The sequence below is a fragment of the Cellvibrio sp. ATLC23 genome, from assembly GCF_057196725.1.
The window spans coordinates 211,602-234,280 of sequence record NZ_JBXUOS010000003.1 but is presented as its reverse complement, the minus strand read 5'-3'; the positions used below and the strand labels follow the sequence as shown (position 1 = coordinate 234,280).

Annotated in this window: 25 protein-coding genes; 11 read left to right on the top strand and 14 right to left on the bottom strand. The window is 49.5% G+C overall.

The features are described 5' to 3' along the window. Nucleotides 1–86: 86 nt before the first annotated feature. From trxA to mscL, 5 genes are all read left to right on the top strand, one after another. Entirely contained in the window at nucleotides 87–416 is a 330-nt protein-coding gene (gene trxA, locus AC2CG4_RS06645) for a thioredoxin TrxA (RefSeq protein ID WP_484485500.1), read from the top strand. 382 nt (nucleotides 417–798) lie between these two features. Next, complete coding sequence (gene rho / locus AC2CG4_RS06640; protein ID WP_484485499.1) at nucleotides 799–2,058, top strand: transcription termination factor Rho; 1,260 nt, start codon at nucleotides 799–801, stop codon at nucleotides 2,056–2,058. Between the two features lie 208 nt (nucleotides 2,059–2,266). Next, a complete protein-coding gene (ubiD, locus tag AC2CG4_RS06635; RefSeq protein WP_484485498.1) occupies nucleotides 2,267–3,748 on the top strand; it encodes a 4-hydroxy-3-polyprenylbenzoate decarboxylase in 1,482 nt (493 codons plus the stop codon). A 30-nt stretch (nucleotides 3,749–3,778) separates the two neighbouring features. Next, nucleotides 3,779–3,970 (top strand): CPXCG motif-containing cysteine-rich protein, encoded by a 192-nt coding sequence (locus tag AC2CG4_RS06630; RefSeq protein ID WP_484485497.1) that lies wholly within the window; start codon nucleotides 3,779–3,781, stop codon nucleotides 3,968–3,970. A gap of 94 nt (nucleotides 3,971–4,064) precedes the next feature. Next, entirely contained in the window at nucleotides 4,065–4,478 is a 414-nt protein-coding gene (mscL, locus tag AC2CG4_RS06625; protein ID WP_484485496.1) for a large-conductance mechanosensitive channel protein MscL, read from the top strand. 57 nt (nucleotides 4,479–4,535) lie between these two features. Here the strand turns inward: mscL and AC2CG4_RS06620 are convergent, their stop codons facing one another. The 4 genes from AC2CG4_RS06620 to AC2CG4_RS06605 form a co-directional block, all read right to left on the bottom strand. After that, nucleotides 4,536–5,441: a hypothetical protein gene (locus AC2CG4_RS06620; RefSeq protein ID WP_484485495.1), complete on the bottom strand. Its 906-nt coding sequence runs from the start codon at nucleotides 5,439–5,441 to the stop codon at nucleotides 4,536–4,538. A gap of 140 nt (nucleotides 5,442–5,581) precedes the next feature. Continuing rightward, on the bottom strand, nucleotides 5,582–6,001 hold the full coding sequence (locus AC2CG4_RS06615; RefSeq protein ID WP_484485494.1) for a hypothetical protein: 420 nt from the start codon (nucleotides 5,999–6,001) through the stop codon (nucleotides 5,582–5,584). 200 nt (nucleotides 6,002–6,201) lie between these two features. Next, entirely contained in the window at nucleotides 6,202–7,011 is an 810-nt protein-coding gene (gene cysE, locus AC2CG4_RS06610; RefSeq protein ID WP_484485493.1) for a serine O-acetyltransferase, read from the bottom strand. A gap of 78 nt (nucleotides 7,012–7,089) precedes the next feature. Continuing rightward, nucleotides 7,090–8,073 (bottom strand): serine/threonine protein kinase, encoded by a 984-nt coding sequence (locus tag AC2CG4_RS06605; protein ID WP_484485492.1) that lies wholly within the window; start codon nucleotides 8,071–8,073, stop codon nucleotides 7,090–7,092. 196 nt (nucleotides 8,074–8,269) lie between these two features. Between AC2CG4_RS06605 and AC2CG4_RS06600 the strand changes: the two genes are divergently transcribed. From AC2CG4_RS06600 to ahpF, 4 genes are all read left to right on the top strand, one after another. Then, a complete protein-coding gene (locus AC2CG4_RS06600; protein ID WP_484485491.1) occupies nucleotides 8,270–9,031 on the top strand; it encodes a ParA family protein in 762 nt (253 codons plus the stop codon). A 77-nt stretch (nucleotides 9,032–9,108) separates the two neighbouring features. Further along, a complete protein-coding gene (locus AC2CG4_RS06595; RefSeq protein ID WP_484485490.1) occupies nucleotides 9,109–9,576 on the top strand; it encodes a tetratricopeptide repeat protein in 468 nt (155 codons plus the stop codon). Between the two features lie 273 nt (nucleotides 9,577–9,849). After that, a complete protein-coding gene (ahpC, locus tag AC2CG4_RS06590; RefSeq protein WP_484485489.1) occupies nucleotides 9,850–10,413 on the top strand; it encodes an alkyl hydroperoxide reductase subunit C in 564 nt (187 codons plus the stop codon). A gap of 160 nt (nucleotides 10,414–10,573) precedes the next feature. Next, nucleotides 10,574–12,139: an alkyl hydroperoxide reductase subunit F gene (ahpF, locus tag AC2CG4_RS06585; protein WP_484485488.1), complete on the top strand. Its 1,566-nt coding sequence runs from the start codon at nucleotides 10,574–10,576 to the stop codon at nucleotides 12,137–12,139. Between the two features lie 40 nt (nucleotides 12,140–12,179). Here ahpF and AC2CG4_RS06580 read toward each other — a convergent pair whose 3' ends face one another. From AC2CG4_RS06580 to AC2CG4_RS06565, 4 genes are all read right to left on the bottom strand, one after another. Beyond that, the gene (locus tag AC2CG4_RS06580) at nucleotides 12,180–12,938 is read right to left on the bottom strand and encodes an RES family NAD+ phosphorylase (RefSeq protein WP_484485487.1); all 759 of its coding nucleotides are present in this window, start codon (nucleotides 12,936–12,938) and stop codon (nucleotides 12,180–12,182) included. 32 nt (nucleotides 12,939–12,970) lie between these two features. Continuing rightward, the gene (locus AC2CG4_RS06575; RefSeq protein ID WP_484485486.1) at nucleotides 12,971–13,231 is read right to left on the bottom strand and encodes a helix-turn-helix domain-containing protein; all 261 of its coding nucleotides are present in this window, start codon (nucleotides 13,229–13,231) and stop codon (nucleotides 12,971–12,973) included. Beyond that, nucleotides 13,231–13,452, bottom strand: a complete 222-nt coding sequence (locus tag AC2CG4_RS06570) for a type II toxin-antitoxin system mRNA interferase toxin, RelE/StbE family (RefSeq protein WP_484485485.1) — start codon at nucleotides 13,450–13,452, stop codon at nucleotides 13,231–13,233. Before AC2CG4_RS06570 ends, AC2CG4_RS06575 begins: the two co-directional genes overlap by 1 nt. A 161-nt stretch (nucleotides 13,453–13,613) precedes the next feature. Then, entirely contained in the window at nucleotides 13,614–14,228 is a 615-nt protein-coding gene (locus tag AC2CG4_RS06565) for a LysE family translocator (RefSeq protein WP_484485484.1), read from the bottom strand. A gap of 107 nt (nucleotides 14,229–14,335) precedes the next feature. Here AC2CG4_RS06565 and AC2CG4_RS06560 point away from each other — a divergent pair, with 107 nt between their 5' ends. Then, nucleotides 14,336–14,677 carry a hypothetical protein gene (locus AC2CG4_RS06560; RefSeq protein WP_484485483.1) on the top strand — a complete coding sequence of 114 codons (342 nt, stop codon included), beginning with the start codon at nucleotides 14,336–14,338 and terminating at the stop codon, nucleotides 14,675–14,677. Nucleotides 14,678–14,998: 321 nt separating this feature from the next. After that, nucleotides 14,999–15,451 (top strand): nuclear transport factor 2 family protein, encoded by a 453-nt coding sequence (locus AC2CG4_RS06555; protein WP_484485482.1) that lies wholly within the window; start codon nucleotides 14,999–15,001, stop codon nucleotides 15,449–15,451. A gap of 62 nt (nucleotides 15,452–15,513) precedes the next feature. Here the strand turns inward: AC2CG4_RS06555 and pelA are convergent, their stop codons facing one another. From pelA to AC2CG4_RS06525, 6 genes are all read right to left on the bottom strand, one after another. Continuing rightward, nucleotides 15,514–16,719, bottom strand: a complete 1,206-nt coding sequence (pelA, locus tag AC2CG4_RS06550) for a pectate lyase (protein ID WP_484485481.1) — start codon at nucleotides 16,717–16,719, stop codon at nucleotides 15,514–15,516. A gap of 168 nt (nucleotides 16,720–16,887) precedes the next feature. Beyond that, nucleotides 16,888–17,727 carry a 3-methyl-2-oxobutanoate hydroxymethyltransferase gene (panB, locus tag AC2CG4_RS06545; RefSeq protein ID WP_484485480.1) on the bottom strand — a complete coding sequence of 280 codons (840 nt, stop codon included), beginning with the start codon at nucleotides 17,725–17,727 and terminating at the stop codon, nucleotides 16,888–16,890. Nucleotides 17,728–17,767: 40 nt separating this feature from the next. Continuing rightward, a complete protein-coding gene (locus AC2CG4_RS06540) occupies nucleotides 17,768–18,451 on the bottom strand; it encodes a deoxynucleoside kinase (RefSeq protein WP_062061674.1) in 684 nt (227 codons plus the stop codon). Nucleotides 18,452–18,474: 23 nt separating this feature from the next. Continuing rightward, nucleotides 18,475–18,960, bottom strand: a complete 486-nt coding sequence (gene folK, locus AC2CG4_RS06535) for a 2-amino-4-hydroxy-6-hydroxymethyldihydropteridine diphosphokinase (protein ID WP_484485479.1) — start codon at nucleotides 18,958–18,960, stop codon at nucleotides 18,475–18,477. Nucleotides 18,961–18,963: 3 nt separating this feature from the next. Beyond that, entirely contained in the window at nucleotides 18,964–20,349 is a 1,386-nt protein-coding gene (gene pcnB / locus AC2CG4_RS06530; protein WP_484485478.1) for a polynucleotide adenylyltransferase PcnB, read from the bottom strand. 865 nt (nucleotides 20,350–21,214) lie between these two features. After that, nucleotides 21,215–22,630 carry a sigma-54-dependent transcriptional regulator gene (locus tag AC2CG4_RS06525; protein ID WP_484485477.1) on the bottom strand — a complete coding sequence of 472 codons (1,416 nt, stop codon included), beginning with the start codon at nucleotides 22,628–22,630 and terminating at the stop codon, nucleotides 21,215–21,217. Between the last annotated feature and the right edge of the window lie 49 nt (nucleotides 22,631–22,679).

Here is a 22,679-nt window from a genome sequence, read left to right as displayed (position 1 = left end):
TGCCTGCATCAGAGGCAATCCTTATGATGACTGCATCTAATTGGGAGCTTCCCACCACTAAATGACCGTTAGGTTTGGAGTTGATTATGAGTAGTGATGCCATCGTGCACGTGAGTGATGCCAGTTTTGAGCAGGAAGTAATCGGTGCTGATTTGCCGGTTTTGGTAGATTTTTGGGCTCCTTGGTGCGGGCCTTGTAAGATGATTGCTCCTATCCTTGATGATTTGGCAGAGCAGTTTGAGGGTAAAATAAAAGTTACCAAACTCAATGTTGATGATCACAAAGAGACGGCGGCTAAATTCAATGTGCGCGGTATTCCTACGCTGATCATCTTTAAAAATGGTGCGGCTCACGCGACCAAAGTGGGGGCCGTCAGCAAGCCGCAGTTGATCGATTTTATTAACTCGGCAATCTAATTGACGCAGGCCATCGCAAGATGGCCGAATTTGTTTTTGCACTGTGTGATATTTGCCGCTATACTCAGCCTCATCTGATGTTTGTTCCTCCCTGAATCACCTTCCCGATTCCCATAACCAGACGAACAAACCCTAATTTCCCTGCTATTGTTTTTGCCCCGGTACCTGACAAGTCGTTATCTGAATAACCAAATCAGTCAAGCAACCAGTCAATTAGCACAAACAATACTGATAGGGCGATTAAACGCAGGCGTTAAGCCAGCAACCTTAAAATAAGCGGCTTAATAACAGCAAAAAAACGCAACCCTATTTTTTTAAAATCAACACAGGCCCTGCGGCTACTAATCTGCAACAACTCACATCCATCCATAAAGTCTTTCCTATGAATTTAACCGACCTTAAAAAGAAACCGATTGAAGAATTAATTGATATCGCCCACGAAATGGGTTTGGAAAATATCGCCCGCTCGCGTAAACAGGACATTATTTTTAATATCCTCAAGCGCCACGCAAAAGGCGGAGAAGATATTTACGGCGACGGTGTACTGGAAATTTTGGTCGATGGCTTCGGGTTCTTGCGTTCAGCCGACAGCTCTTATCTTGCGGGTCCTGACGATATTTATGTTTCACCCAGTCAGATTCGCCGCTTCAACTTGCGCACAGGCGATACCATCTCCGGTAAGATTCGCCCACCAAAAGAAGGTGAACGTTATTTTGCGCTGTTAAAAGTTAATGATATTAACTTTGATAAACCAGAAAGTTCCCGCAACAAAATTCTGTTTGAAAACCTCACGCCGCTGTTCCCCAATATTCGTTTGCCGCTCGAAGCGGGTAACGGTTCCACCGAAGACCTCACTGGTCGTATCATCGATTTGATTGCCCCTATCGGTAAAGGCCAGCGCGGTTTGATTGTGGCACCGCCCAAAGCCGGTAAAACCATCATGATGCAAAATATTGCGCAGGCGATTACACGTAATAATCCCGAGTGTCATTTGATCGTATTGTTGATCGATGAGCGCCCGGAAGAAGTAACTGAAATGCAGCGCTCAGTGCGCGGTGAAGTGGTCGCTTCTACCTTTGATGAGCCGCCTGCACGTCACGTGCAAGTGGCAGACATGGTGATCGAAAAAGCCAAGCGTTTGGTTGAGCACAAAAAAGACGTAGTGATTTTGCTCGACTCTATCACCCGTCTTGCACGTGCTTACAACACCGTAATTCCTTCCTCCGGTAAAGTATTGACCGGTGGTGTGGATGCTCATGCGTTGGAGCGGCCAAAACGTTTCTTTGGTGCTGCGCGTAATATCGAAGAGGGCGGCAGCCTGAGTATTATCGCTACCGCACTGGTTGATACCGGCTCCAAAATGGACGAAGTGATTTACGAAGAATTTAAAGGTACGGGCAACCTTGAGTTGCATCTTGATCGCAAAATTGCTGAAAAGCGTATTTATCCAGCGATCAACGTGCGCCGCTCCGGTACTCGCCGCGAAGAGTTGTTAATGCGTGAAGACGAGTTGCAGCGCGCGTGGATTCTGCGCCGTTTGTTAAACGATATGGAAGACGTTGCGGCAACTGAATTTTTGCTCGATAAATTGAAAGACTTCAAGACTAACGATGAATTCTTTATGTCGATGAAACGCAAATAAACACCCCACCCTAACCCTCCCCTTCAAAAGGGGAGGGGACTAGCTCCTCCCCCTTGATCAAGGGGGAGGTTGGGAGGGGGTTAATTTGTAGCTTGTAGCCCGTATGGAGCACAGCGTAATGCGGGAAATTAAAATCCCGTAGTTTGCTGTATTCCATACGGGCTTTCTTTTTTATAACTTCGGTTTTTACTCTTTGGTTTTCTAAAAAATGAAATATAAAGACCTGCGCGATTTTATCGCCCTGCTTGAAAGTCGCGGTTTATTAAAACGCATCAAACAAGAAATTGATCCCAATCTGGAAATGACAGAAATTTGCGACCGCACCTTGCGTGCTGGTGGCCCCGCGTTGCTGTTTGAAAACCCCAAAGGTTATGACATTCCCGTACTCGCTAATTTATTTGGCACTACCGAGCGTGTTGCGCTCGGTATGGGGCAGGAATCGGTAAGTGCTTTGCGTGAAGTCGGCAAGTTGCTCGCCTTTTTAAAAGAGCCAGAGCCGCCGAAAGGATTTAAAGATGCCTGGGATAAACTGCCGATTTTTAAACAGGTATTGAATTTGGCGCCCAAGGTGTTGAGCAAAGCCCAGTGTCAGGATGTGATACTTGAAAGCGATGCAGTAAATTTGGATCTGCTGCCGATTCAAACCTGCTGGCCGGGTGATGCAGGCCCTTTAGTGACTTGGCCATTAGTGGTTACCCGCGGGCCGCACAAGGAGCGGCAAAACCTGGGTATTTACCGCATGCAAAAAATCGGTAAAAACCGGTTGATTATGCGCTGGCTTTCCCATCGCGGTGGCGCGTTGGATTTTCGTGAATTTCAAATTCAAAATCCCGGTAAAAATTATCCAGTTGCGGTGGCGCTCGGTGCCGACCCTGCCACCATTCTCGGTGCTGTCACGCCGGTTCCCGATACGCTGTCTGAATACGGTTTTGCCGGATTATTGCGCGGCGATAAAACCGAAGTGGTGAAATGTATTGGCAATGATTTGCAAGTGCCTGCATCGGCGGAATTTATTTTGGAGGGCTATATTGCGCCGAATGATTTAGCGCCCGAGGGCCCGTTTGGCGACCACACCGGCTACTACAATGAAGTAGATAAGTTTCCGGTGTTCACTGTTGAGCGCATTACCCATCGGCGCGACCCCATTTATCACAGCACTTACACTGGCCGTCCGCCAGATGAGCCGGCGATTCTCGGTGTTGCACTCAACGAAGTATTTGTGCCGATTTTGCAAAAACAATTCCCGGAGATTGTGGATTTTTATTTGCCGCCCGAAGGTTGCTCCTACCGCATGGCCGTCGTCACTATGAAAAAACAATATCCCGGTCACGCCAAGCGGGTGATGATGGGCGTGTGGAGTTTTCTGCGGCAATTTATGTACACCAAATTTGTCATAGTCACCGACGATGATGTCAACGCGCGCGATTGGAATGATGTGATCTGGGCGATGACAACACGCATGGATCCAGCGCGTGACACAGTGATGATCGAAAACACGCCGATTGATTATCTCGATTTTGCCTCACCCGTTTCTGGCCTGGGTTCTAAAATTGGTTTTGATGCAACCAATAAATGGCCGGGCGAAACTACCCGTGAATGGGGCACACCGATTGAGATGGACCAAGCGGTAAAAGATCGTGTCGATGAATTGTGGGATGAGTTGGGTATCGATGCACCTACCGCTTATTGATGTGGTTGTCGATAATTATCGGAGTTGGTAATGAGTTTACAAGAAGAGTGTTTTCTCGATTGCCCCTACTGTGGTGAGCCAATTAGCGTGTTGGTCGATTGTTCTTGCGAGCAGCAAACTTATGTGGAGGATTGCCAAGTCTGCTGCCAGCCGATGGTGCTCCATGTAAATGTCGATCACGCTGGTGTACCTGAAGTCTATGCGCAGCGCGAGGATGAGTAAGTGGCGCTAGCGCTTGGTTTATGGTGCCGGATAGGCTATAAAACCCCGGTGCTCGTTGCAGTGGTGTGTTTTAAACTAACAAAGGGGAATTGATATGAGCTTTGCAAAAGAGTTTAAAGAGTTTGCCGTGCGCGGCAATGTAGTTGATATGGCGGTGGGTATTGTTATCGGCGCCGCTTTCGGAAAAATTGTCAGCTCCTTGGTTGCCGACGTAATTATGCCGCCGATTGGCTGGTTAATTGGTGGCGTGGATTTTAGTGATCTTGCTGTCACTCTGCCGGCGCTTATCGAAGGCCGGGAACCGGTGTTGATTGCCTATGGTAAATTTATTCAAACCGTCCTGGATTTTACTATTGTGGCCTTTGCGATTTTTATGGTGATTAAAGGCATTAATCGCATGAAGCGTAAAGAGGAAGCAAAACCGACTGAGCCTACTCCGCCGCCTGCACCGACTAAAGAAGAATTATTGCTCACAGAAATTCGCGATTTGTTAAAACAGAAACAATAATGCTGCGAATGTATTGTTGAATAAAAAACGCGACTTCATCGTCGCGTTTTTTTATTGTCAATCCGCTGGTCTGCGGTGATGAGTTCCTGCGTTGAGTAGCGTCCAGTCTGCGACCGCTGGGTGGAAAAATCCGCTCTCGCGATAAGCGCGTTCGATGGTGCCCCGTTCGCGTAACACGGTCATCCCTTTAGTTAGTGCCTGATGAAATTCTATGCCATAAGGATGTTTTTGACTGATTGGCCAATGGCGAGAACCGGCAATAATCACTTTCACTCCAGGGATGGGCACCAGTTCTATACCGTCCACTTGGATGTGCAAATCCGATGACCTGCTGAATGGCGCAAGTGTAACGTCAACTCGTCCGACGTTGAGCATGCGCGCCATATTAATCCAATTAGAGGTGTGCATAATTTTGTGGAAGCCGAGTGTTTGCAGTGCTCGCAAGTCGGGTTTCCATTGGCGGCTGCTCACTGCTCGCAGCTGGGCAAGTTCGGCAAGCGTGTGGCTGCCTAGGGCACGTTGATTATTGGGCGAGGTATAGAGACCCACAATGAACTCGCCGTCGCGCACCACGGCGGGCGAGATAAATACGCGGTCTTTAACTTGATTCAGATCCTGCAGCCAAATCGTGCCGCTGATGCTCAGTGTTTTTCCTTCGACCACATTGCGGATACTGCGAAAATAGTTATCTTCGTTAATAAATGTGATTTTCCGTTTAAATCCGCCCAACGCGAGTGCCTGCTGCAACAAAATCAGTTCTGCGACATCGCGGCGCGCGTGGGGGCCGCCAAAAAAAGTAATCTCCTCTGGCGCGCGGTTTGCTAAAAATAAAAGGTAATCATGTTTGATATCGGTCAGCAGTCCGACCGGAGCCAGCTCGCTGTCATCGGCCCACAGCATGGCCGGAATGGCAAGTAACAGCCAACAAAATGCACGCATTGCAGATTGAATTTTTACCGGCATGAAAAGCACTCGCTACAAGCTTTGACCCTGGGCGTCGGCCTGTTGCGCAGCGGCGATCAGGAGACTTGTTTCTTACTATAGCCCAGCTTGGCCGCTCTTGACTTGGCACATGAAATTTCTTTTGGCTCAGTCAGGGCAGGCTACACAATAGGGTGGCCGCGGTACATGCGCACCGGTTTGGCGGCGGTGGGTGGAATGCTATTGATCAGCATCTCTTTGCGCAGGGCTGTGCCTTCTTCGGGAGGGCTGGCTTCTGTCATTTGTGGTGCGTCTTCCAAAATGGTTTGACCGCGATAGACTTTGACCATCTGTTTTGGAATTTCGGCTGTTTTAGGTGTTTCTGCTGTAGTCGGTTCTAATAGCTGTGGCCATTGGTCGCCAGCCATAAACAGCAGTTCTTTGATCAGGGTTTTGGTAATGGTGTCTTTGGTGTGGTGGTGGTAGTCCGCTAATTCCTTCAGCAACTCCGGGTTTGCCATTTTTACGCTTGGCTTCATGTCAGCATCTACGCGGCGGCGAATCTCGTACACCAGATCGATCATGGGCTTAGTGTATTGCATGCTGGGCTCTCCTCGGTTTTGAAAACCTAGTTGAGCAAATATCAGACCAAACGCGGAATAAGGGTTATATCGCCAGCTTTTGAGCGCTAATGAAGCAATCAGGGGAATTTTTTGGTGCAGGAATTTTATTTTGGGGCAGATTGGCGCTCTAAATACTAAAACGGCGCCTTGCATAAAACAGTGCGCCGTGCCTAAAACAATTAACGAATGGAGTGATCCATTTCCCGTGCCGGTTGATTGCACTGGGTTTCGCCGATGATCTGGGCTGGTACTCCCGCTACCGTGGCGCGCGCCGGAACGTCTTTGAGTACCACACTGCCTGCACCAATTTTGGCGCACTCACCTACGGTGATATTGCCGAGAATCTTCGCGCCTGCGCCGATCAGCACACCTTTGCGCACTTTCGGGTGGCGGTCGCCCGCCTCTTTGCCCGTGCCGCCCAGGGTGACGGATTGCATGATCGAGACCATATCCTCAATCACGGCCGTTTCGCCAATCACAATGCCGGTGGCGTGGTCGAACATAATGCCTCTGCCGATGCGGGCGGCCGGGTGTATATCCACTGCAAACACCCCTGAAATGCGGTTCTGCAGAAACAATGCCAGCGAATTTCGGCCTTGGTTCCACAGCCAGTGCGCAACACGATAGGCCTGCAGCGCGTGGAAGCCCTTGAAGAAGAGCAGGGGGGTTACTAGCGAGCAGCAGGCGGAATCGCGCTCGCTGACGGCCATCAAATCGGCGCGAACTGATTCAATAATGGTTTTATCGGCCTTGAGTGCCTCTTCAATTACTTCGCGGATCGACATAGCGGGCAGTGCCGGGCTGTCGAGTTTATTGGCGAGATGGAAGCTCAGGGCGGCCTCAAGGGTGTCGTGATTGAGGATGGTGGAGTAGAGGAAACTCGCCAGTACCGGTTCGGTTTCCGCTTGTTTGCGGGTTTGCAGGCGAATGGATTCCCATAGGCTATCGACAACATGTGCGGTGTTGGTAGCGGTAACGGTGGCGTTCATGGCCAGATCCTTACTCGGTAAATAAAAAGGGTGTGAGGCATTATTGGGGGTTAATGGCGGTTTTCCAACCGTATTTCCTCAATAAATGACCAGCGGCGGCTCGTTCAGCGCGGCCAGCTGCTCGCGTAACTCCAGAATATGTTCGCCCCAATAGCGCTCGGTATTAAACCAGGGGAAGTGACGCGGAAAGGCGGGGTCGCTCCAGCGCCGCGCCAGCCACGCACTGTAGTGCATGATACGCAGGCTGCGCAGCGCCTCGATCAGCGCCAGCTCGGCCAAATCAAAATCGCAAAATTCGCGATAGCCTTCCAGCACGTCGGCGAGTTGCAGTGTCTGCTGTTCGCGCTCGCCCGACAGCAGCATCCATAAGTCCTGAATCGCCGGCCCCATGCGCGCATCATCAAAATCGACAAAATGCGGCACGTCTTCGCGCCATAAAATATTGCCCGGATGGCAGTCGCCATGCAGGCGGATGGGAGTGTAATCCACGCGACTAAACAGGGTTTCGCAACGCGCTAATAAATCCGCTCCCAGGGTGCGATAAGACTCGCGCAAACTGGCGGGGATAAAATCATTCGCCATTAAAAAATCGTAACTGTCGCGGCCAAAAGTTTGGATATTCAGTGCCGGGCGATGGGCAAACGGGCGCGCTTGCCCCAGTGCGTGAATACGCCCGAGGGTGCGGCCAAGGGATAGCAGTGCATCAAAGTCATCTAGATTGGGTGCATGGCCGCCTTGGCGCAGATAGAGCGCAAAGCGGAAACCCTGAAATTCGCGCAGGGTCTTGCCCTCGTCATCGGCCATAGGAGGTACTACAGAAATCTCCAAGTCTTTTAGCGCTTGGGTGAATTCATGTTCTTCGATGATCTGCGCATCGCTCCAGCGCTCGGGGCGATAAAACTTGGCAATCAGCGGGCTAGCTCCCTCAATTCCCACTTGGTAGACGCGATTCTCATAACTATTGAGCGCAAGGATGCGGGCATCGGTCAGGAAGCCGGTGCTATCAATCGCATCCAGCACCATATCGGGCGTGAGAAGTTCATAGGGATGGGACTGGGTCATAACCGCTGCTCGCTAAAATGAACGGAGATTGTACCTGCCGCCAGTCAGTTGCGCTTGGATATGCGCCGGTTCGCGTTTTTACGCCGCTGATGGCGTATAAATTTTGAAGGATTTGGATAAAAATGCTACAAGTTATTATTGTTATTGAATAATTCACGCGTGATCGCAGTGCAACTTCGTCAAAAACGGAATTCCTATGATAAAAATCGCTTTTTACAATCTCAAAGGTGGTGTGGGTAAAACCACTACCGCCGTCAATATGGCCTACATGGCTACTAGCGCGAAAAAGAATGTGATCCTTTGGGATCTTGACCCTCAGGCCGCCGCCAGCTGGTTTTGCCAGCAGGAGCCGGACGCCACTAAAGCCATCAAACTCTTCAGTAAAGGTAAATCCATCGCCGAGATGGAACTTTACAGCCCTTATCCGCGGTTGATGCTGATCCCAGCCGATTTGAGTTTGCGCAGTTTGGACAGCGAATTCGATGAACTCAGTAAAGATAAAAAATTCCTCAAACAACTGCTCAAACCCTTGAGCGAAAAAGCCGACATTCTTATTTTTGATTGCCCGCCTACGCTCTCGCCCAGTGTTGAGCAGCTATTACTGGAAGTGGATATTTTATTAATCCCGATGATTCCCAGCCCTTTATCGATCAGGGCGATGGAGCAGGTGGTGGAGTTTCTCAATGGCAAAAAATCCGCGCCTACCCGTATTGTCGGGTTTTTTAATCAGGTGGATATGCGCCGCAACTTGCACCGCGAAGCGATAGAAAACAGCAAAAAAATGCCGGTGCCTATGTTGAAAACCTATATCCCGAATGATGCCGCCGTTGAACAAATGGGGCTGCGCCGCGCGCCGCTAACCAGCTACAATCAGCGCAGCCGCGCGGCACTCGCCTATCTCGATATGTGGAAAGAAATCGCACGTTTATTAAAAGCAGCAGCGAAAGACGGTGAGTAGCTCTTGGGCAAATCACCGCATAAATCCCGTGCGCAAGTCAGTTTTCGAATGTCCATTTTCCAATTGAAGAGTTATTCATGATTAAGCTATTGCTCCGCCCCTGCCTGCTTGCAGGCATGTTTGTTATTGCCGGTTGTTCCACTTATACCCAGCAGCCACAAAACCCGCCGCCCGTGGTGAATAAACCGGGTGTAATTGAACCCAATCAACCGGTCATCTTAAAACCTCAACCCGGATCTGTGCCCAACGCCCCCGCCCCTGCAGTCGCCGCATTAAACCCTGCGGCATTGAGTCTGGCTAAACAGGCGCGGCAGCAGTATCAATCCTTAGACTATCAAGGCGCGATCGCCACCGCCGAGCGCGGCCTGCGCATTGAGCGCCGCTCCGCCGAACTGTATTTGGTGCTGGCGCAAAGTTACATCCAACTAGCGCTTCCAGATAAAGCCAGAATGTTTGTGCAGCAGGGGCTGCGTTTTGCAGTGCCCGGCTCTGATGCCGCCGAAGGGCTCACACGCGCACAAGATTTAATCAATCAAAATTACTGATTAGTTTTCACTTAAAGATCAATAAAAAAGCGGCGTGCTTCCGGCTCGTCGCTTTTTTATTGCATGCTGTTTTTACTGCTGCAGTTGAATGCACTGCTAATTTCAATAGTAATTAAAAATGGATCATATCAAATAGATAGGTTTTGTCTATGCGGTCTATGGCCACAGACAATTAGTCCTATCACGCCTGAATCCCTAATCTGTACCCCGTTGACGCAATTAACCCAACGGGCTTAGCCCATACAGACCTTTCCATAATTAGGAGATTTACTCATGGCAACTATCAATTCAGAAATCAAACCTTTCAGTGCTCAGGCTTATCACCAGGGCAAATTCATCCCTGTGACCGACGCGGACCTGAAAGGCAAATGGTCTGTCGTGTTCTTCTACCCAGCGGATTTCACCTTTGTATGCCCTACCGAACTGGGTGATCTGGCGGACAACTACGCTGAATTCCAAAGCATGGGCGTAGAGATCTATTCAGTGTCTACCGACACTCACTTCACTCACAAAGCATGGCACGACAGCTCCGAGACCATTGGCAAAATCCAATACCCAATGATCGGTGATCCAACTGGCACCATCACCCGCAACTTCGGTGTGATGATTGAAGACGCTGGTCTGGCGGATCGCGGTACTTTCGTGATCGATCCAGAAGGCAAAATCCAAATCATTGAAATTAACGCTGGTGGTGTCGGCCGCGATGCATCTGAACTGCTGCGCAAAGTAAAAGCCGCACAATACGTTGCTGCTCACCCAGGTGAAGTGTGCCCAGCTAAGTGGAAAGAAGGTGAAGCGACTTTAGCTCCGTCTCTCGATTTGGTTGGCAAAATCTAAGATTGCTGATTCGTCACTCCCGCTTGCGGGAGTCCAGCTTTTAATTGCTAAGACCTATGGATCCCCGCATGCGGGGATGACATTTGCAAACAAGCAACCGTTGTAGAAAAAGCCCGCTCACAAGGCGGGCTTTTATTAAAAAATTCTTACGGAGAACACCATGTTAGATGCCGCGATTAAAGGCCAACTCAAAGCCTATTTGGAAAAACTGCAACGCCCCATCCAACTGGTTGCAAGTCTGGATGACAGCGCAAAAAGTCAGGAGATGTATAGCCTCCTGCAAGAAATTTCTACACTTTCCGATAAGGTAGGTGTGACTGATCAAGGCGATTCAAACTATCGCCCATCGTTTGCTATTGCCTCCCTAAGTGAGGCACCGCGCATTCATTTTGCCGGTATCCCAATGGGGCACGAATTTACTTCGCTAGTGTTGGCTTTGTTGCAAACCGGCGGACATCCGCCAAAAGTGGATGCAAAAACCATCGAACAAATTAAAGCGATTGACGGCAAGTTTCATTTTGAAGTCTTTGTCTCGCTCTCCTGTCACAACTGCCCGGACGTAGTGCAAGCGGTAAATTTATTGGCAGCGCTTAACCCGAATTTTTCTGCCACCATGATTGATGGCGCGCTCTTTCAAAACGAAGTTGAGCAGCGCAAAGTCATGGCGGTGCCGAGTGTGTATTTAAACGGTGAACATTTCGGCCAGGGCCGCATGACGCTAGAAGAAATTATCGCCAGAATCGATACAGGCGCCGCCGAGCGCGATGCCAAAGTCTTGAGCGAAAAAGATCCGTTTGATGTGCTCGTTATCGGCGGCGGCCCAGCCGGTGCAGCGGCAGCCATTTATTCGGCGCGCAAAGGCATTCGCACGGGTGTAGTAGCCGAGCGTTTTGGTGGTCAGGTATTGGATACTGTCTCGATTGAAAATTTTATTTCGGTAAAAGAAACCGAAGGCCCGAAACTTGCGATGGCGTTAGAGCAACACGTAAAAGAATACGCTGTTGATGTGATGAACCTGCAAAAAGCGGCTGAAGTTATTCCCGGTGCAAATCCCGGTGATTTGGTAGAGGTAAAACTCGCCAGCGGTGCCAGCTTAAAAAGTAAAAGCATTATCCTTGCTACCGGCGCACGTTGGAGAGAAATGAATGTGCCGGGCGAGCAAGAATATCGCGGCAAAGGCGTTGCCTACTGCCCGCACTGCGATGGCCCTTTGTTTAAAGGCAAACGTGTAGCGGTGATCGGCGGCGGCAATTCGGGTGTGGAAGCAGCAATTGATTTGGCGGGTATTGTCGCTCATGTAACCTTGATTGAATTCGATTCAAAATTACGTGCCGATGCTGTCTTGCAGCGCAAATTATTCAGCTTGCCGAATGTGACGGTAATTACCGAAGCGCTGACCACTGAAGTGATCGGCAACGGCGAAAAAGTCACTGCGCTGAAATACAAAAGCCGCAATACCGATGAAATCGCCACTGTGGAATTGGAAGGTATTTTTGTGCAAATCGGTCTGCTGCCCAATACCGACTTTTTAAAAGGTACAGTGCAGTTAACTAATCGCGGCGAGATCGAAATCAATGCGCGCGGTGAAACCTCGGTTGCGGGTGTATTTGCGGCGGGCGATTGCACCAACGTGCCTTACAAGCAAATTATTATTGCGATGGGTGCAGGAGCAACTGCATCACTGGGGGCGTTTGATCACCTGATTCGCGCCAGTGCGCCGGCTTGATAGTGTTTTGAAAATGGAGGTGTTGGCGCACCTCCATTTTCTAGTAACTAGTTGTTACCCCTTTAATAGGAGATGCCTCTATTATTTTGGCGTCAATTTGCCATAGTTCAGCGTCTATTGGATCTGCATCATCCAAATTAAACAGTGCAATATTTTGGCTTATACCTGAGTATCTTTCCTCTCCCTTAAGCCGCGCATCAAATTGAGATTGATAGATAATGCCGTCAAAACCGTTATGTTTAAAAAATTCTGCAATTATCTGGGTTGGAGTATAAAAGTGCCTCTGATCTTCGTCTTCAGCAGGTTTCGAGAATGCTCCGCCAATTTCAACCCATGTAAAATTTTCAGCATCCTCTAGAGTATTTGGATTATAGCTATAAAAATACCAATACCAGCCGGGCCGATCCATTGTGCAATCGATTAACTTAAGTTCTCTCTTGGTAATAAATCTTGCAATTGTTATTGGTTGTCTATTTGCCGCTCTGGTTTCTGCGATAGCGGTTTCTTTTCGGCTGGCGAGGTACAGCACATTTATGTTGTAGGGATTAATTCTGCCTTCGCTGCGTAAGTTTTTTTTCGGTTTCATTTCCTCTTTGGTCAGAATTCCGCTCACTGCGTTGCTTGCCCTAGCCCTAAAGTATTCCGCGCCTTGAGGGATTGATTGGGTTCGAGTTTTGCTTGAATCAAGAAGCGCATTTAGAAAAACATTGGTCTTTTCTGACCAAAAATGCCTTTCCTCATTTAAAACCCTTTCAATAAATTCTGAAAATGATTTTGGTGAAAGAATAAAATCGCTCATCACTTTTTGCCTATTGTGATCACTGGTAATCGTCAAGCTGCTGTACTTTTATCCAATTTCCACCCCGGAAAAACCAATACTGCCGGATGGCACTTTAACGCGGTTGCCAGCACCTTAGCTCGCTCGACTCCAAGATTAATTCGCCCAGATTCAATGCTGGAAATGGTGGATTGCGGGATGCCAGTGAGTTCTGCCAGCTGATTTTGGCTCAGCTCCTGGAGTTCGCGAATAATGCGTACCGATTCACCGGGAGTGACGATTATGTGTTGTGTGGCGGGAATAAAATCTTTCATCAGGACTTCCTCTTGTAATCATGAGGGGTAACTTCGACAACGTTTACATAGAGCTCTTTGTCCTTAACCTGATAAATCACGCGATACTGAATATTCAGGCGCGATGATCTAAACCCTTTCCATTCTCCTTGTAGACCTTCATCCTTAAAGCCTTTGATGGCTTTAAGCCCTTCCGGGCCTGAGATTTCAACAATGCTTTTCCATATCTCATAACGTGCCAAGATCTCAGCCGGTACTTTGCTGAGTTGTTTGGTGAGCTTTCTATGTTCGAATATTGTCCACATGTCTTTTATGGTATGTATTACTATTATGGTATGTCAAGTATTGAGGGTGCATCCCTGCCTTGAGTTTCGGTATTTAGCATCAGAGCTCTCTGGTCATGCTATAGCTTGGCAAAGGCCAATGCTCCGCCCGCGAGAATTAATGCACCGCCAGAAATCCAGTTAAACCAGCGCTGGTGTTCCGGTGATTTTAGCCAGCGCACAATGCTGCGTCCGCCAACCGCGTAGATGCTCATCCAGACAAAATCCATTGCTAAAAATATCACCGTGAGCAATGCAAATTGTGGCGGCATGCTGCGCTGGATGTCGATAAATTGCGGAAAGAGTGCGCCGAAATAAATCAGCCCCTTGGGGTTGGTTACCGCCACGATAAACGCTTTGCTGAATAAATGGCTGCTGCGTATTTGACGGGATTCCAGATCAACACTTAATGCGGGCGCCAATACCAATTGAATGCCCAGATACACCAGATAAGCTGCACCAATCCATTTAATCGTATGAAAAATCCATTCCGCTTGTTCGACTAATAAACCTAACCCCAATGCAGATAACAACATCAACACCAAATTCCCCACACTGGCACCGAGCATGGTGTAGAGCGATTTGCGAAAGCCGTAGCGCCCGGCATCGATCATACATGCCAGCATCACTGGCCCGGGGCTGGCGGAGAGCACGAGCGTAATAGTGGTAAACAACCAGAGTTGTTCGAGCGGCATGGCGGTGTCCTGAGGCGAGGAGAGCGGAGTTTAGCAGAGCCGCCAGCAACGACGCTAAAGTCTTCTATACTCAAACGATTCATCATGAACTTAAAGCAAGGTGTGTTATGTCGAATAGCAGTATTTCCAAAGCCATCAAGGTACTTGAAGATTTGTTGGGCGGATTGAATCAAGCTTATTGGGAAGCCAATAGTTTGGATCGCAAAGATTTTTTTTATGACCTGATCAGTGTGTTGCATGCGGAGTTATCTGAGCTGAACAAGCTGAGTGTGCAAGATCATTATCTGGATTATGAGCCGGTGACAGAAGAATTGCGTGCCGTGCGCCCGAAGCTGAGCCGTTTACGTAAACTTGTCGATGACTTTGCGTTGCGCTCCACCACTGCAACTCGCCTTGAGTATTTAATTAACGAGGCAATGATGTTGATGGGGCACAATCCACCGGTTTAATTGGTTTTTATAGCCTTTCCTAATCAGTTTTGCGGGTTTATCGCTAAATAATTTAAATAGAAGAATAAAAAAACTGGCAACGGCTGAAAAGTGAACAATACTGAAACTACCGGTAAGGGTTTCTTCCTGTGAGTGCAACAGCTTGTGATTTGGTTGACTCATCGATTTAGGAATAGGTGCCATTGCCGATGGGTTTTCTCTTGGCCCAGTTTGGAACTCCCCTTTGTTTGTACTCTAGTATGGTCTTGGCCGGCATCTTGTGATGCCGGCTTTTTTTATGCTCTACTTTCTAGAGGTTAATTCTTATGGTGAAAATTTGAGATGAAAAAAATCTTTGTTATGACTGCATGTTTGGTGGCGTCAATTGCGCGGGCGGAAACTTGTCTGGATATAGAAACGCTGCTGAAGCTGGATGCACAATACGAAACTGCATTGCAGGTGGGCAATGTTCAATTTTTGGATAAGTTGCTCGCACCGGAGTTTTATTGGGTGCATAACCTAGCAAGCCTGCAAGAGACCAAAGCGCAATTGCTGATGCGAATAAAAAAACCGGAGGCGCAAGCGCATCAGCGCCGTTCCCATGATGTTCGCTCGCATCGCTTGGGAAATACGGTGGTGTTGCAGGGCTTGAGCAGTGTCGATAAATTAAATCCAGACGGAAAAACCCTGCGCACCTCGCGCTACCAATTTATGCGTACATACGTTGAGCAAAAAGGTCAGTGCAAATTGCTGGCGGTGCAAACCATGAAAGTCTGGTCAAGTGAAGGGAATTGAGATTTAACGATGTTATCCTTCACTGCCGTATTGCACGGCAGTGAAGGTGCTGTGATTAATATCTATTGCGGATATTGTTCAGCCCAGCGGGCGTACTTTGCTAATACTTGGTTGGGCGAGGTTGTGTACCAGGCATAGCCTAGGCGGCGCTCTTCCGATACTTTCGCCAGATCATAATGCACTGAGTCATCGCGGTCGCCAAATAAAGGTTGGTTAGTGCCTATCTCATAAAAACGCGCCCACATTGGCGGTGCATTTTTATCATCTTTCAGCAAGGCGTCGCCCCGTGTCCAGGTTTTTCCGATAATTTTATTTTGTTCGTACCAGGCAGCTGCGGCATGAATAGCATTGATAATCTCACTACTTGGCGTCTCCAAATCCATCAAAAAATTCAGCGTGCCTACGCTCTCTGAACTGGTGAGGGAAATCATTTCATAGGCGCGAGCTTTGGCTGGCTGTAAGGTTTTCGCATCGTGTTGTGCTCCCCAGATAGTGCGCTTGCCATTGCTAATGACTTGGGTTTTGAGTACGCAATCAAGCGCACGCGAGAGGCTGGTTTGCGCTGCTTGTTGTTGTGCGGGTGTTGCAAATGAATACTCTTCTTGCGCAAGGGCAACCTTATGCAAAATTACCATCAGGTCGCTCATGAGCGCATCATTGTAGGTGATGTGATCGTGGTAGCCGCCAACCAAGGGGAAGTTTTGCGGCCAGCCGCCATTGGGATATTGGGCAGCGATTATAAAATCCAAACCTCTGGCAAATGCATCGCTATAACGTTTATCGCCGGTGGCCTGATGTGCTTGTGCCAGCAGCATTAGCTGTGTGCTGGTCGCACCGTTATCAAAGGTAGGGATGTAATCTTGTTCAACACCAAAAGCTTGACCGGGTTTACGCGGCGCTTTGCTCATATCGGTGCGTTTTGACCAGCCGCCGGACGGGGTTTGAAACGAGAGGATAATATCCATCACGCGTTTACCTTCGTCGCTTTTAAACCAATCGGGTTTTTGTTTGACTTCAAAGCCAAATTCTTTGGTGTATTCCGGCAGGCTTGCTTTTTTTTGCCCGAGCTTTTTTAACTCGTTCTTAAGAAATGCCTGGTCGGCTTTGCGCAGCGCTTGGGATTTGGCGAGATAAGTTTTCCAGGCCGCTTTGTCGTTCGTGGTTTGGGTGAATGTTGTAGATTCTTTAGTAGCAGGTGTATCCGCGTGTAGTGGTGCGATAAAGCAGCTGCTTAACAGAGCAATAAGTAGTGATGTTTTGCTGAACATAACTCGTACCTTTTGGTTACCGCTTAATAACGGTGGTCGGTTGTTGATAGCGTCGCCTTGTAATTGTTGTGCGACTATTTGCCGAATTTTTTGCCGATTAGGTAAGAGTGTAGCAACAGGGCAGGGAATTGCCCTGTAGTTATATTTTTAATAGAGAGTAAAAACAGGTTAGATAAAAATGTTGTCATCGCCGGGGAATGTTCCGGCTTTGACATCGGCAACATATTTTTGCATTGCGCCGGGAATGTCGGTTGCTTCTAACAAAAAGTTTTTAGAGAACTTAGGTGGCTGTTCGGTGAGGCCGAGAATATCGTTAATCACCAAGACTTGCGCATCGGTATCGCGCCCTGCACCTATACCAATGGTTGGGATCGCAATTTCGCGGGTAATACGCGCGCCCAAATCGGCAGGTACACATTCCAGCACTAATAAATCGGCACCGGCATCAGCGAGTAATTTAGCATCTGCGAGAATTTTTTCCGCGCCCGCTTCATCGCGCCCCTGCACCCGAAAGCCGCCAAATTTATTCACTGATTGCGGTGTTAAACCCAAGTGCGCACACACCGGAACGCCGCGTTCAGAGAGCATGCGCACCGTCTCGGCGAGCCAGGCGCCGCCTTCGAGTTTTACCATTTGCGCACCGGCTTGCATGATGCGGGTGCAATTGCGCATGGCTTCATCGGGCGTGGCATAGGTCATAAAGGGAAGGTCGCCAATAATCAGCGATTTTTTATTGCCGCGCGCTACCGCTTCCACGTGATAAATCATCTGCTCCATAGTGACCGGGATGGTGCTGTCGTAGCCCAATACCGTCATGCCGAGCGAATCGCCGACCAACACAACTTCTACACCGCAGCGCTGTGCCATAGCGGCCATGTGTGCATCGTATAGGGAAATCACCACAAACTTTTCGCCACTGGTTTTTAGTTTGTGCAGTGTATTGATGGTGACATTTTTGGTGAGCGCGGTATTCGCCGTGGAGGTGCTGTTAAGGGTTGCGTAGGGCATGGCTGTTCTCGCTGAAAATATGGAGTCGTGCGCGTGGTCGTTAGAGCGCAGGCACTGGATTGTAATAGTGGCGGCCGCTGTTGATGGTGAGAATATATTCCACCAGCTGCTTAAAGTGATCGCGGTTTTTCGCCAGATTGAGATCTTTGGCGTTAACGATCAGCAGCGGCGCGCCATCGTAGAAATGGAAAAATTCAGTATAGGTGTCGTTGAGCGCTTTTAAATAATCAGCGCTGATATGTTGCTCGGCGCTGATGCCGCGCTGACGAATACGGTCGAGCAATACATCGAGCGGCGCCTGTAGATAAATCACCAAATCCGGGCGCGGTGCGTTGATGACCAGCCGATCATATACCTGGCGATAAATATTGAGTTCATCGTCATCCAGCGTTACCCGCGCAAACAGCTGATCTTTCTCGATTAAAAAATCCGCCACGCGCACTGGTTCAAAAATATCGTCTTGCCGCAGGCTTTGTAATTGATTGGCGCGCTGGAATAAAAAGAATAGTTGCGTGGGCAAGGCGGTGGATTTTGGGTCGCGATAAAAGCGCTCCAAAAAGGGATTCTCTTCCGGTTGCTCCAGCAGCATATCGTAATTAAACAATTGCGCGATATTGCGCGCGAGCGTCGTTTTGCCTACGCCGATGCACCCTTCCACGGCGATATAACGGGGTAATTTAACGTTGGTTAAATCCAGTCCGAGCTCTTCAAAAACAGCGTCCACGGCAACTCCTTGAAACTAATTTGTTAAGCGGGCGATGGCAGGCGCGTCAGGCCGTCTGCGGGGCAGCAGCTGAGCAACTCGGCGAGCGGGGTGCCATCAGGCAAGTGCAAATTCGGGGTGATCTCCGCCAGTGGATACAGTACAAAACTGCGCTGGCTGAGATAAGGGTGAGGTACGGTCAGTCGCTCAACAGCGATAGTCTGGTCGCCATAGAGCAGCAGATCCAGATCCAGTGTGCGAGGCCCCCAATGTTGAACACGCACCCGCTGATGGGCTTGCTCTATAGCCTGCAGCGCGTCTAACAGCGCGATGGGTGCGAGCTGGGTGTCGAGCAGGGCGACTGCGTTGGTGTAGTCGGGTTGCGCGGGGCCAATGGCGCGGCTGGTGTAAATCGACGAGCGCGCCAGCAGTGCTGTGGTGGGAAGATCCGCTAGCTCAGCAAACGCGCGTGTCACTTGTGCGAGCGGGTCTTCGAGATTGCTACCCAGACCTATGTAGGCCAGCGCCATGAATTACTCGTTCCCGCCGGGTGCGGCATCGGTTTTGGGTTTGCGCGGGCCGCGGCGACGACGCGGTTTGCTGGCCGATTTACCCCCACTTTGTTTGCCTATGTCTTTCACCATTTGCTCGCGCTCTTCATCGCTGGCAGTTTGGTAATTCGTCCACCATACACCCAGGCCATCGAGTGCTTCGCCAGCGGCTTCGCGCATCAACAAAAAGTCGTAAGCGGCGCGGAAGCGCGGGTGATCCAGGGTGCGCAGTGCACGCATGCCTAAACGGCTCGGCAAGCGCTGTTGCAAGTCCCAGATTTCGCGCATGGGGATTAAGAAGCGCTTGGGTACCGCAGTGCGGGTGAGCTGTTGGTTGATAACATTTTGCGCAGCCTGCGCCCATGCCTGGGTGGGGGTCATCTGTCCGCTGAGCAATTTGAATTGTTGCTGCAGTGCGGGCCAAAGCAATGCGGCATAGATAAATGCCGGGGTGACGGTTTTTTCGCTGCGGATGCGTTTATCGGTATTGATCATGCATTGTTCGATCAGGTTGGCGCCTAGTTCATCGCCTGACTTGAGTGCTTTATCGGTACCGGGAAAGAGGTGTGTCAGTAAATCGTAGTCGCGCATCAGGCTGAAAGTTGCAGTGGCTGACCCGCCCAGAAATAATTTCAGCACTTCCTCGAACAGGCGCGCATCGGACACGTTCAATAGTAGACCGCTCAGCTCACGGATAGGCTTGGCGGTTTTGGCTTCCAGATTAAAGCCCAATTTGGCGGCAAAACGCAGCGCGCGCAGTATACGCACTGGATCTTCTTTATAGCGGGTCGCTGGGTCGCCAATGATGCGTAAGGTGCGCTGTTTGAGGTCGTCCATACCATTGCAGTAGTCAATGACAGAAAAGTCCTTGAGCGTGTAATAGAGCGCATTGACGGTGAAGTCGCGGCGCATAGCGTCGGTTTCAAGCGTGCCATAAACATTGTCGCGCAGTAGCATGCCATCCTGACTGCGCGTACTGGAAGCCTCATCATGGTGACCGCGGAAGGTGGTCACTTCAATCACTTCACGGCCCATGCGCACATGGACGATTTGAAAGCGGCGGCCAACAATGCGTGCGCCGCGGAAGATGCGTTTTACCTCTTCCGGTTTGGCATTGGTGGCCACATCAAAGTCTTTGGGGCGATTACCCAGCAGTAAATCGCGCACGCCGCCGCCAACCAAATAGGCGGCAAAGCCTGCATCTTCCAGTTGTTTGATAATCTTGATCGCCGCAGGGCTAATGTTCTTGCGGGAGATAGTGTGTTGGTCGCGCGGGATAAGCGCGGCGCCATCGCTATTGCGCGCATTGGATGCCTTACTGGAATCTTTGGCGCCGGTGGTAAAGAGGTTTAGCAAGCGTTTGAGCATGTTGTCTCGCTGGTGTTTAGGCAGTCAGTTGCACAAGAGCGGCGAGTTTAGCAGAAGCACGGGGTTTTTTACGACAATACTACCGCGTGTGTTACTTTGAAATCGGGTCGAAATCCTAGTTCGGTTTTTAGTGTAGGTGCGAATCTGTAAAAAATCTGGCTCAGAAAGCAAAACGGGAAAGCTTTCGCTTTCCCGTAGGAGGGAGCACCGGAGTGCTTTAATCGGCATTCAATGGGGTGCTTCCGTGCCCATATCCAATCTCGCGTGCTGTCCCATCCCGTGCCTAGTCAGTATCCGCTTTATTTTAGTGTCTTATTGCTCTTGTCTTCTAGCGTAGGTCTATCTAAGTTATTGTTTTCGTTATTATTATTCAGTTTATCTTGTTATTGTTTGTTGTTGTTATGCTCTTTTATTTTCCGTTTCTTATTGTTTCTTGTTGTTATTCGTTTGTTTCAGTTTCTTATTGTCTATTGTTGTTATTTTTAAGTTCGTTCTGTTTTTTATTATTTGTTGTTGTTATTAGATTTTCACATTTAATTCTTATTATTTGTTTTTGTTATGGCGCTCTAAAAGCAGTACTCGTGCCACTTTTTAAATGTTCAATTAAAACAATGGGTTACATTTTTTTCGGTTCTTCTTATTACTTTTTGTTATTTCGAACGGTTACATGTTTGTCACTAAATTGTTACGTAAGACAAATGCGGTAACAGTATTTGTGCGGTAACACTCACGTGTTTGGGGGTAACGATTTGGCGTTAATAACAACATGCGTGGCGCATTAATCAATAAATGTCACTAAAAAACAAAAATCCCCAGTGCTGATAAGCTGCTGGGGATTTGCTGTGTGCTGCTGTGTAAGGAGTTGTTATTTGGCGCTGCTAAGTGCCGCAGTGGATTTGCTACGCGGTATGCCAAGGCGCTGACGGCGCTCCCACAGGCACTTGCGGCTAACGCCCAGCTTACGTGCCAGTTCGGTTTCACTCATGCTGTCCTGATGCTCTAGTACAAAGCGCTGGAAATAGTCTTCCAGCGAAAGGTCTTCTGATGCAGCAGGTACACCGTTAGCGTTGCGGTTGGCAAGGCGGGCAGGCTCAAACAGTGAGCTCCCGGTATTGTCGTCCAGATCCTGAGCGTCCATATCGATGGAGAGCAGGTGATCGCCAATTTCGTTGCTGTCTTCGCACAGAATCACCGCGCGCTGCATCGCATTTTCCAGCTCGCGCACATTGCCCGGCCAGTTGTAGCTCATGATCGCATCCATAGCAGACGAGGATAGCTTTAGCTGTGTTTTGCCAAATTGGGCGCAGTAGCGCTGCAGCAGGGACTCGGCGATATTGATGATATCGCGCCCGCGCTCACGCAGCGGTGGCAGCTCTAATTGCATTACATTGATACGGAAATAGAGGTCTTCGCGGAATTTGCCTTCTTTGGATAGCTTGCGCAGATCGCGGTGAGTTGCGGCGACCAAGCGGACATCCACTTTGCGCGATTCAACTGAGCCGAGCGGGCGCACTTCCCCTTCTTGCAGTACCCGCAGTAGGCGCGCTTGGGCTTCCAGAGGCAACTCGCCAATTTCATCGAGGAACAGTGTGCCGCCATCAGCCGCAGCGACGAGGCCTTCGCGATTGGTGGCTGCGCCGGTAAAGGCGCCTTTTTCGTAGCCGAACAGTTCGGATTCGATCAATGTATCCGGAATTGCCGCGCAGTTAACCGAGATCATCAGGTGGTTATTGCGATTGCTCTCTTCGTGCAGTGCACGGGCAACCAGCTCTTTGCCTGTGCCGGTTTCGCCGTGAATGAGTACGGTAGCGTTGGTGGGAGCAACTTTGTGGATGCGGTTGTACAAATCCTGCATTACGTCGCTCGCGCCAATCATGCCGGCGATTGCGGTACTGGCGGTTAGCCCGTTTGCCGCCGCTTTATTGGCTGCTTTAGCTTTGCCGATCACCCGCTTGACGGCATTGACCATCTCGTCATGGTCGAAGGGTTTGGCGATATAGTCCACCGCGCCCATGCGCATGGAATCTACCGCTGAACGCAGGCTGGCGTAGCTGGTCATGATGAGTACCGGCGTATCACCTGCCAGTTTGATCAAATCCGTTCCCGGTGCGCCGGGCAGGCGTAGGTCGCTGATGATCAAGTCAAATTCTTTCAATTGGAATTTGGATGTCGCCTCTTTTACCGACGGGGCCTCATTGACCTCGTACTGGTTGCGCTCAAGCAGTTTGCGCAGGGCGTTACGGATGATGGTTTCGTCTTCAACAATCAGAATCTTACTCATAGCTATCCGGGTCTTGCGTTAAGTGTTACGGGTCAATAGCTTGCAAGCT

Bases quoted from the DNA above. Each gene is read 5' to 3' on its own strand.
- AC2CG4_RS06630 (WP_484485497.1), top strand. From the start codon at position 3,779: ATGAGTTTACAAGAAGAGTGTTTTCTCGATTGCCCCTACTGTGGTGAG.
- AC2CG4_RS06605 (WP_484485492.1), bottom strand. From the start codon at position 8,073: ATGACCCAGTCCCATCCCTATGAACTTCTCACGCCCGATATGGTGCTG.
- AC2CG4_RS06620 (WP_484485495.1), bottom strand. From the start codon at position 5,441: ATGCCGGTAAAAATTCAATCTGCAATGCGTGCATTTTGTTGGCTGTTA.
- ahpF (WP_484485488.1), top strand. From the start codon at position 10,574: ATGTTAGATGCCGCGATTAAAGGCCAACTCAAAGCCTATTTGGAAAAA.
- AC2CG4_RS06555 (WP_484485482.1), top strand. From the start codon at position 14,999: ATGAAAAAAATCTTTGTTATGACTGCATGTTTGGTGGCGTCAATTGCG.
- AC2CG4_RS06525 (WP_484485477.1), bottom strand. From the start codon at position 22,630: ATGAGTAAGATTCTGATTGTTGAAGACGAAACCATCATCCGTAACGCC.
- mscL (WP_484485496.1), top strand. From the start codon at position 4,065: ATGAGCTTTGCAAAAGAGTTTAAAGAGTTTGCCGTGCGCGGCAATGTA.
- panB (WP_484485480.1), bottom strand. From the start codon at position 17,727: ATGCCCTACGCAACCCTTAACAGCACCTCCACGGCGAATACCGCGCTC.
- AC2CG4_RS06575 (WP_484485486.1), bottom strand. From the start codon at position 13,231: ATGAAAGATTTTATTCCCGCCACACAACACATAATCGTCACTCCCGGT.
- ahpC (WP_484485489.1), top strand. From the start codon at position 9,850: ATGGCAACTATCAATTCAGAAATCAAACCTTTCAGTGCTCAGGCTTAT.
- ubiD (WP_484485498.1), top strand. From the start codon at position 2,267: ATGAAATATAAAGACCTGCGCGATTTTATCGCCCTGCTTGAAAGTCGC.
- rho (WP_484485499.1), top strand. From the start codon at position 799: ATGAATTTAACCGACCTTAAAAAGAAACCGATTGAAGAATTAATTGAT.
- AC2CG4_RS06580 (WP_484485487.1), bottom strand. From the start codon at position 12,938: ATGAGCGATTTTATTCTTTCACCAAAATCATTTTCAGAATTTATTGAA.
- pcnB (WP_484485478.1), bottom strand. From the start codon at position 20,349: ATGCTCAAACGCTTGCTAAACCTCTTTACCACCGGCGCCAAAGATTCC.
- trxA (WP_484485500.1), top strand. From the start codon at position 87: ATGAGTAGTGATGCCATCGTGCACGTGAGTGATGCCAGTTTTGAGCAG.
- cysE (WP_484485493.1), bottom strand. From the start codon at position 7,011: ATGAACGCCACCGTTACCGCTACCAACACCGCACATGTTGTCGATAGC.
- pelA (WP_484485481.1), bottom strand. From the start codon at position 16,719: ATGTTCAGCAAAACATCACTACTTATTGCTCTGTTAAGCAGCTGCTTT.
- AC2CG4_RS06560 (WP_484485483.1), top strand. From the start codon at position 14,336: ATGTCGAATAGCAGTATTTCCAAAGCCATCAAGGTACTTGAAGATTTG.
- AC2CG4_RS06615 (WP_484485494.1), bottom strand. From the start codon at position 6,001: ATGCAATACACTAAGCCCATGATCGATCTGGTGTACGAGATTCGCCGC.
- AC2CG4_RS06595 (WP_484485490.1), top strand. From the start codon at position 9,109: ATGATTAAGCTATTGCTCCGCCCCTGCCTGCTTGCAGGCATGTTTGTT.
- AC2CG4_RS06600 (WP_484485491.1), top strand. From the start codon at position 8,270: ATGATAAAAATCGCTTTTTACAATCTCAAAGGTGGTGTGGGTAAAACC.
- folK (WP_484485479.1), bottom strand. From the start codon at position 18,960: ATGGCGCTGGCCTACATAGGTCTGGGTAGCAATCTCGAAGACCCGCTC.
- AC2CG4_RS06565 (WP_484485484.1), bottom strand. From the start codon at position 14,228: ATGCCGCTCGAACAACTCTGGTTGTTTACCACTATTACGCTCGTGCTC.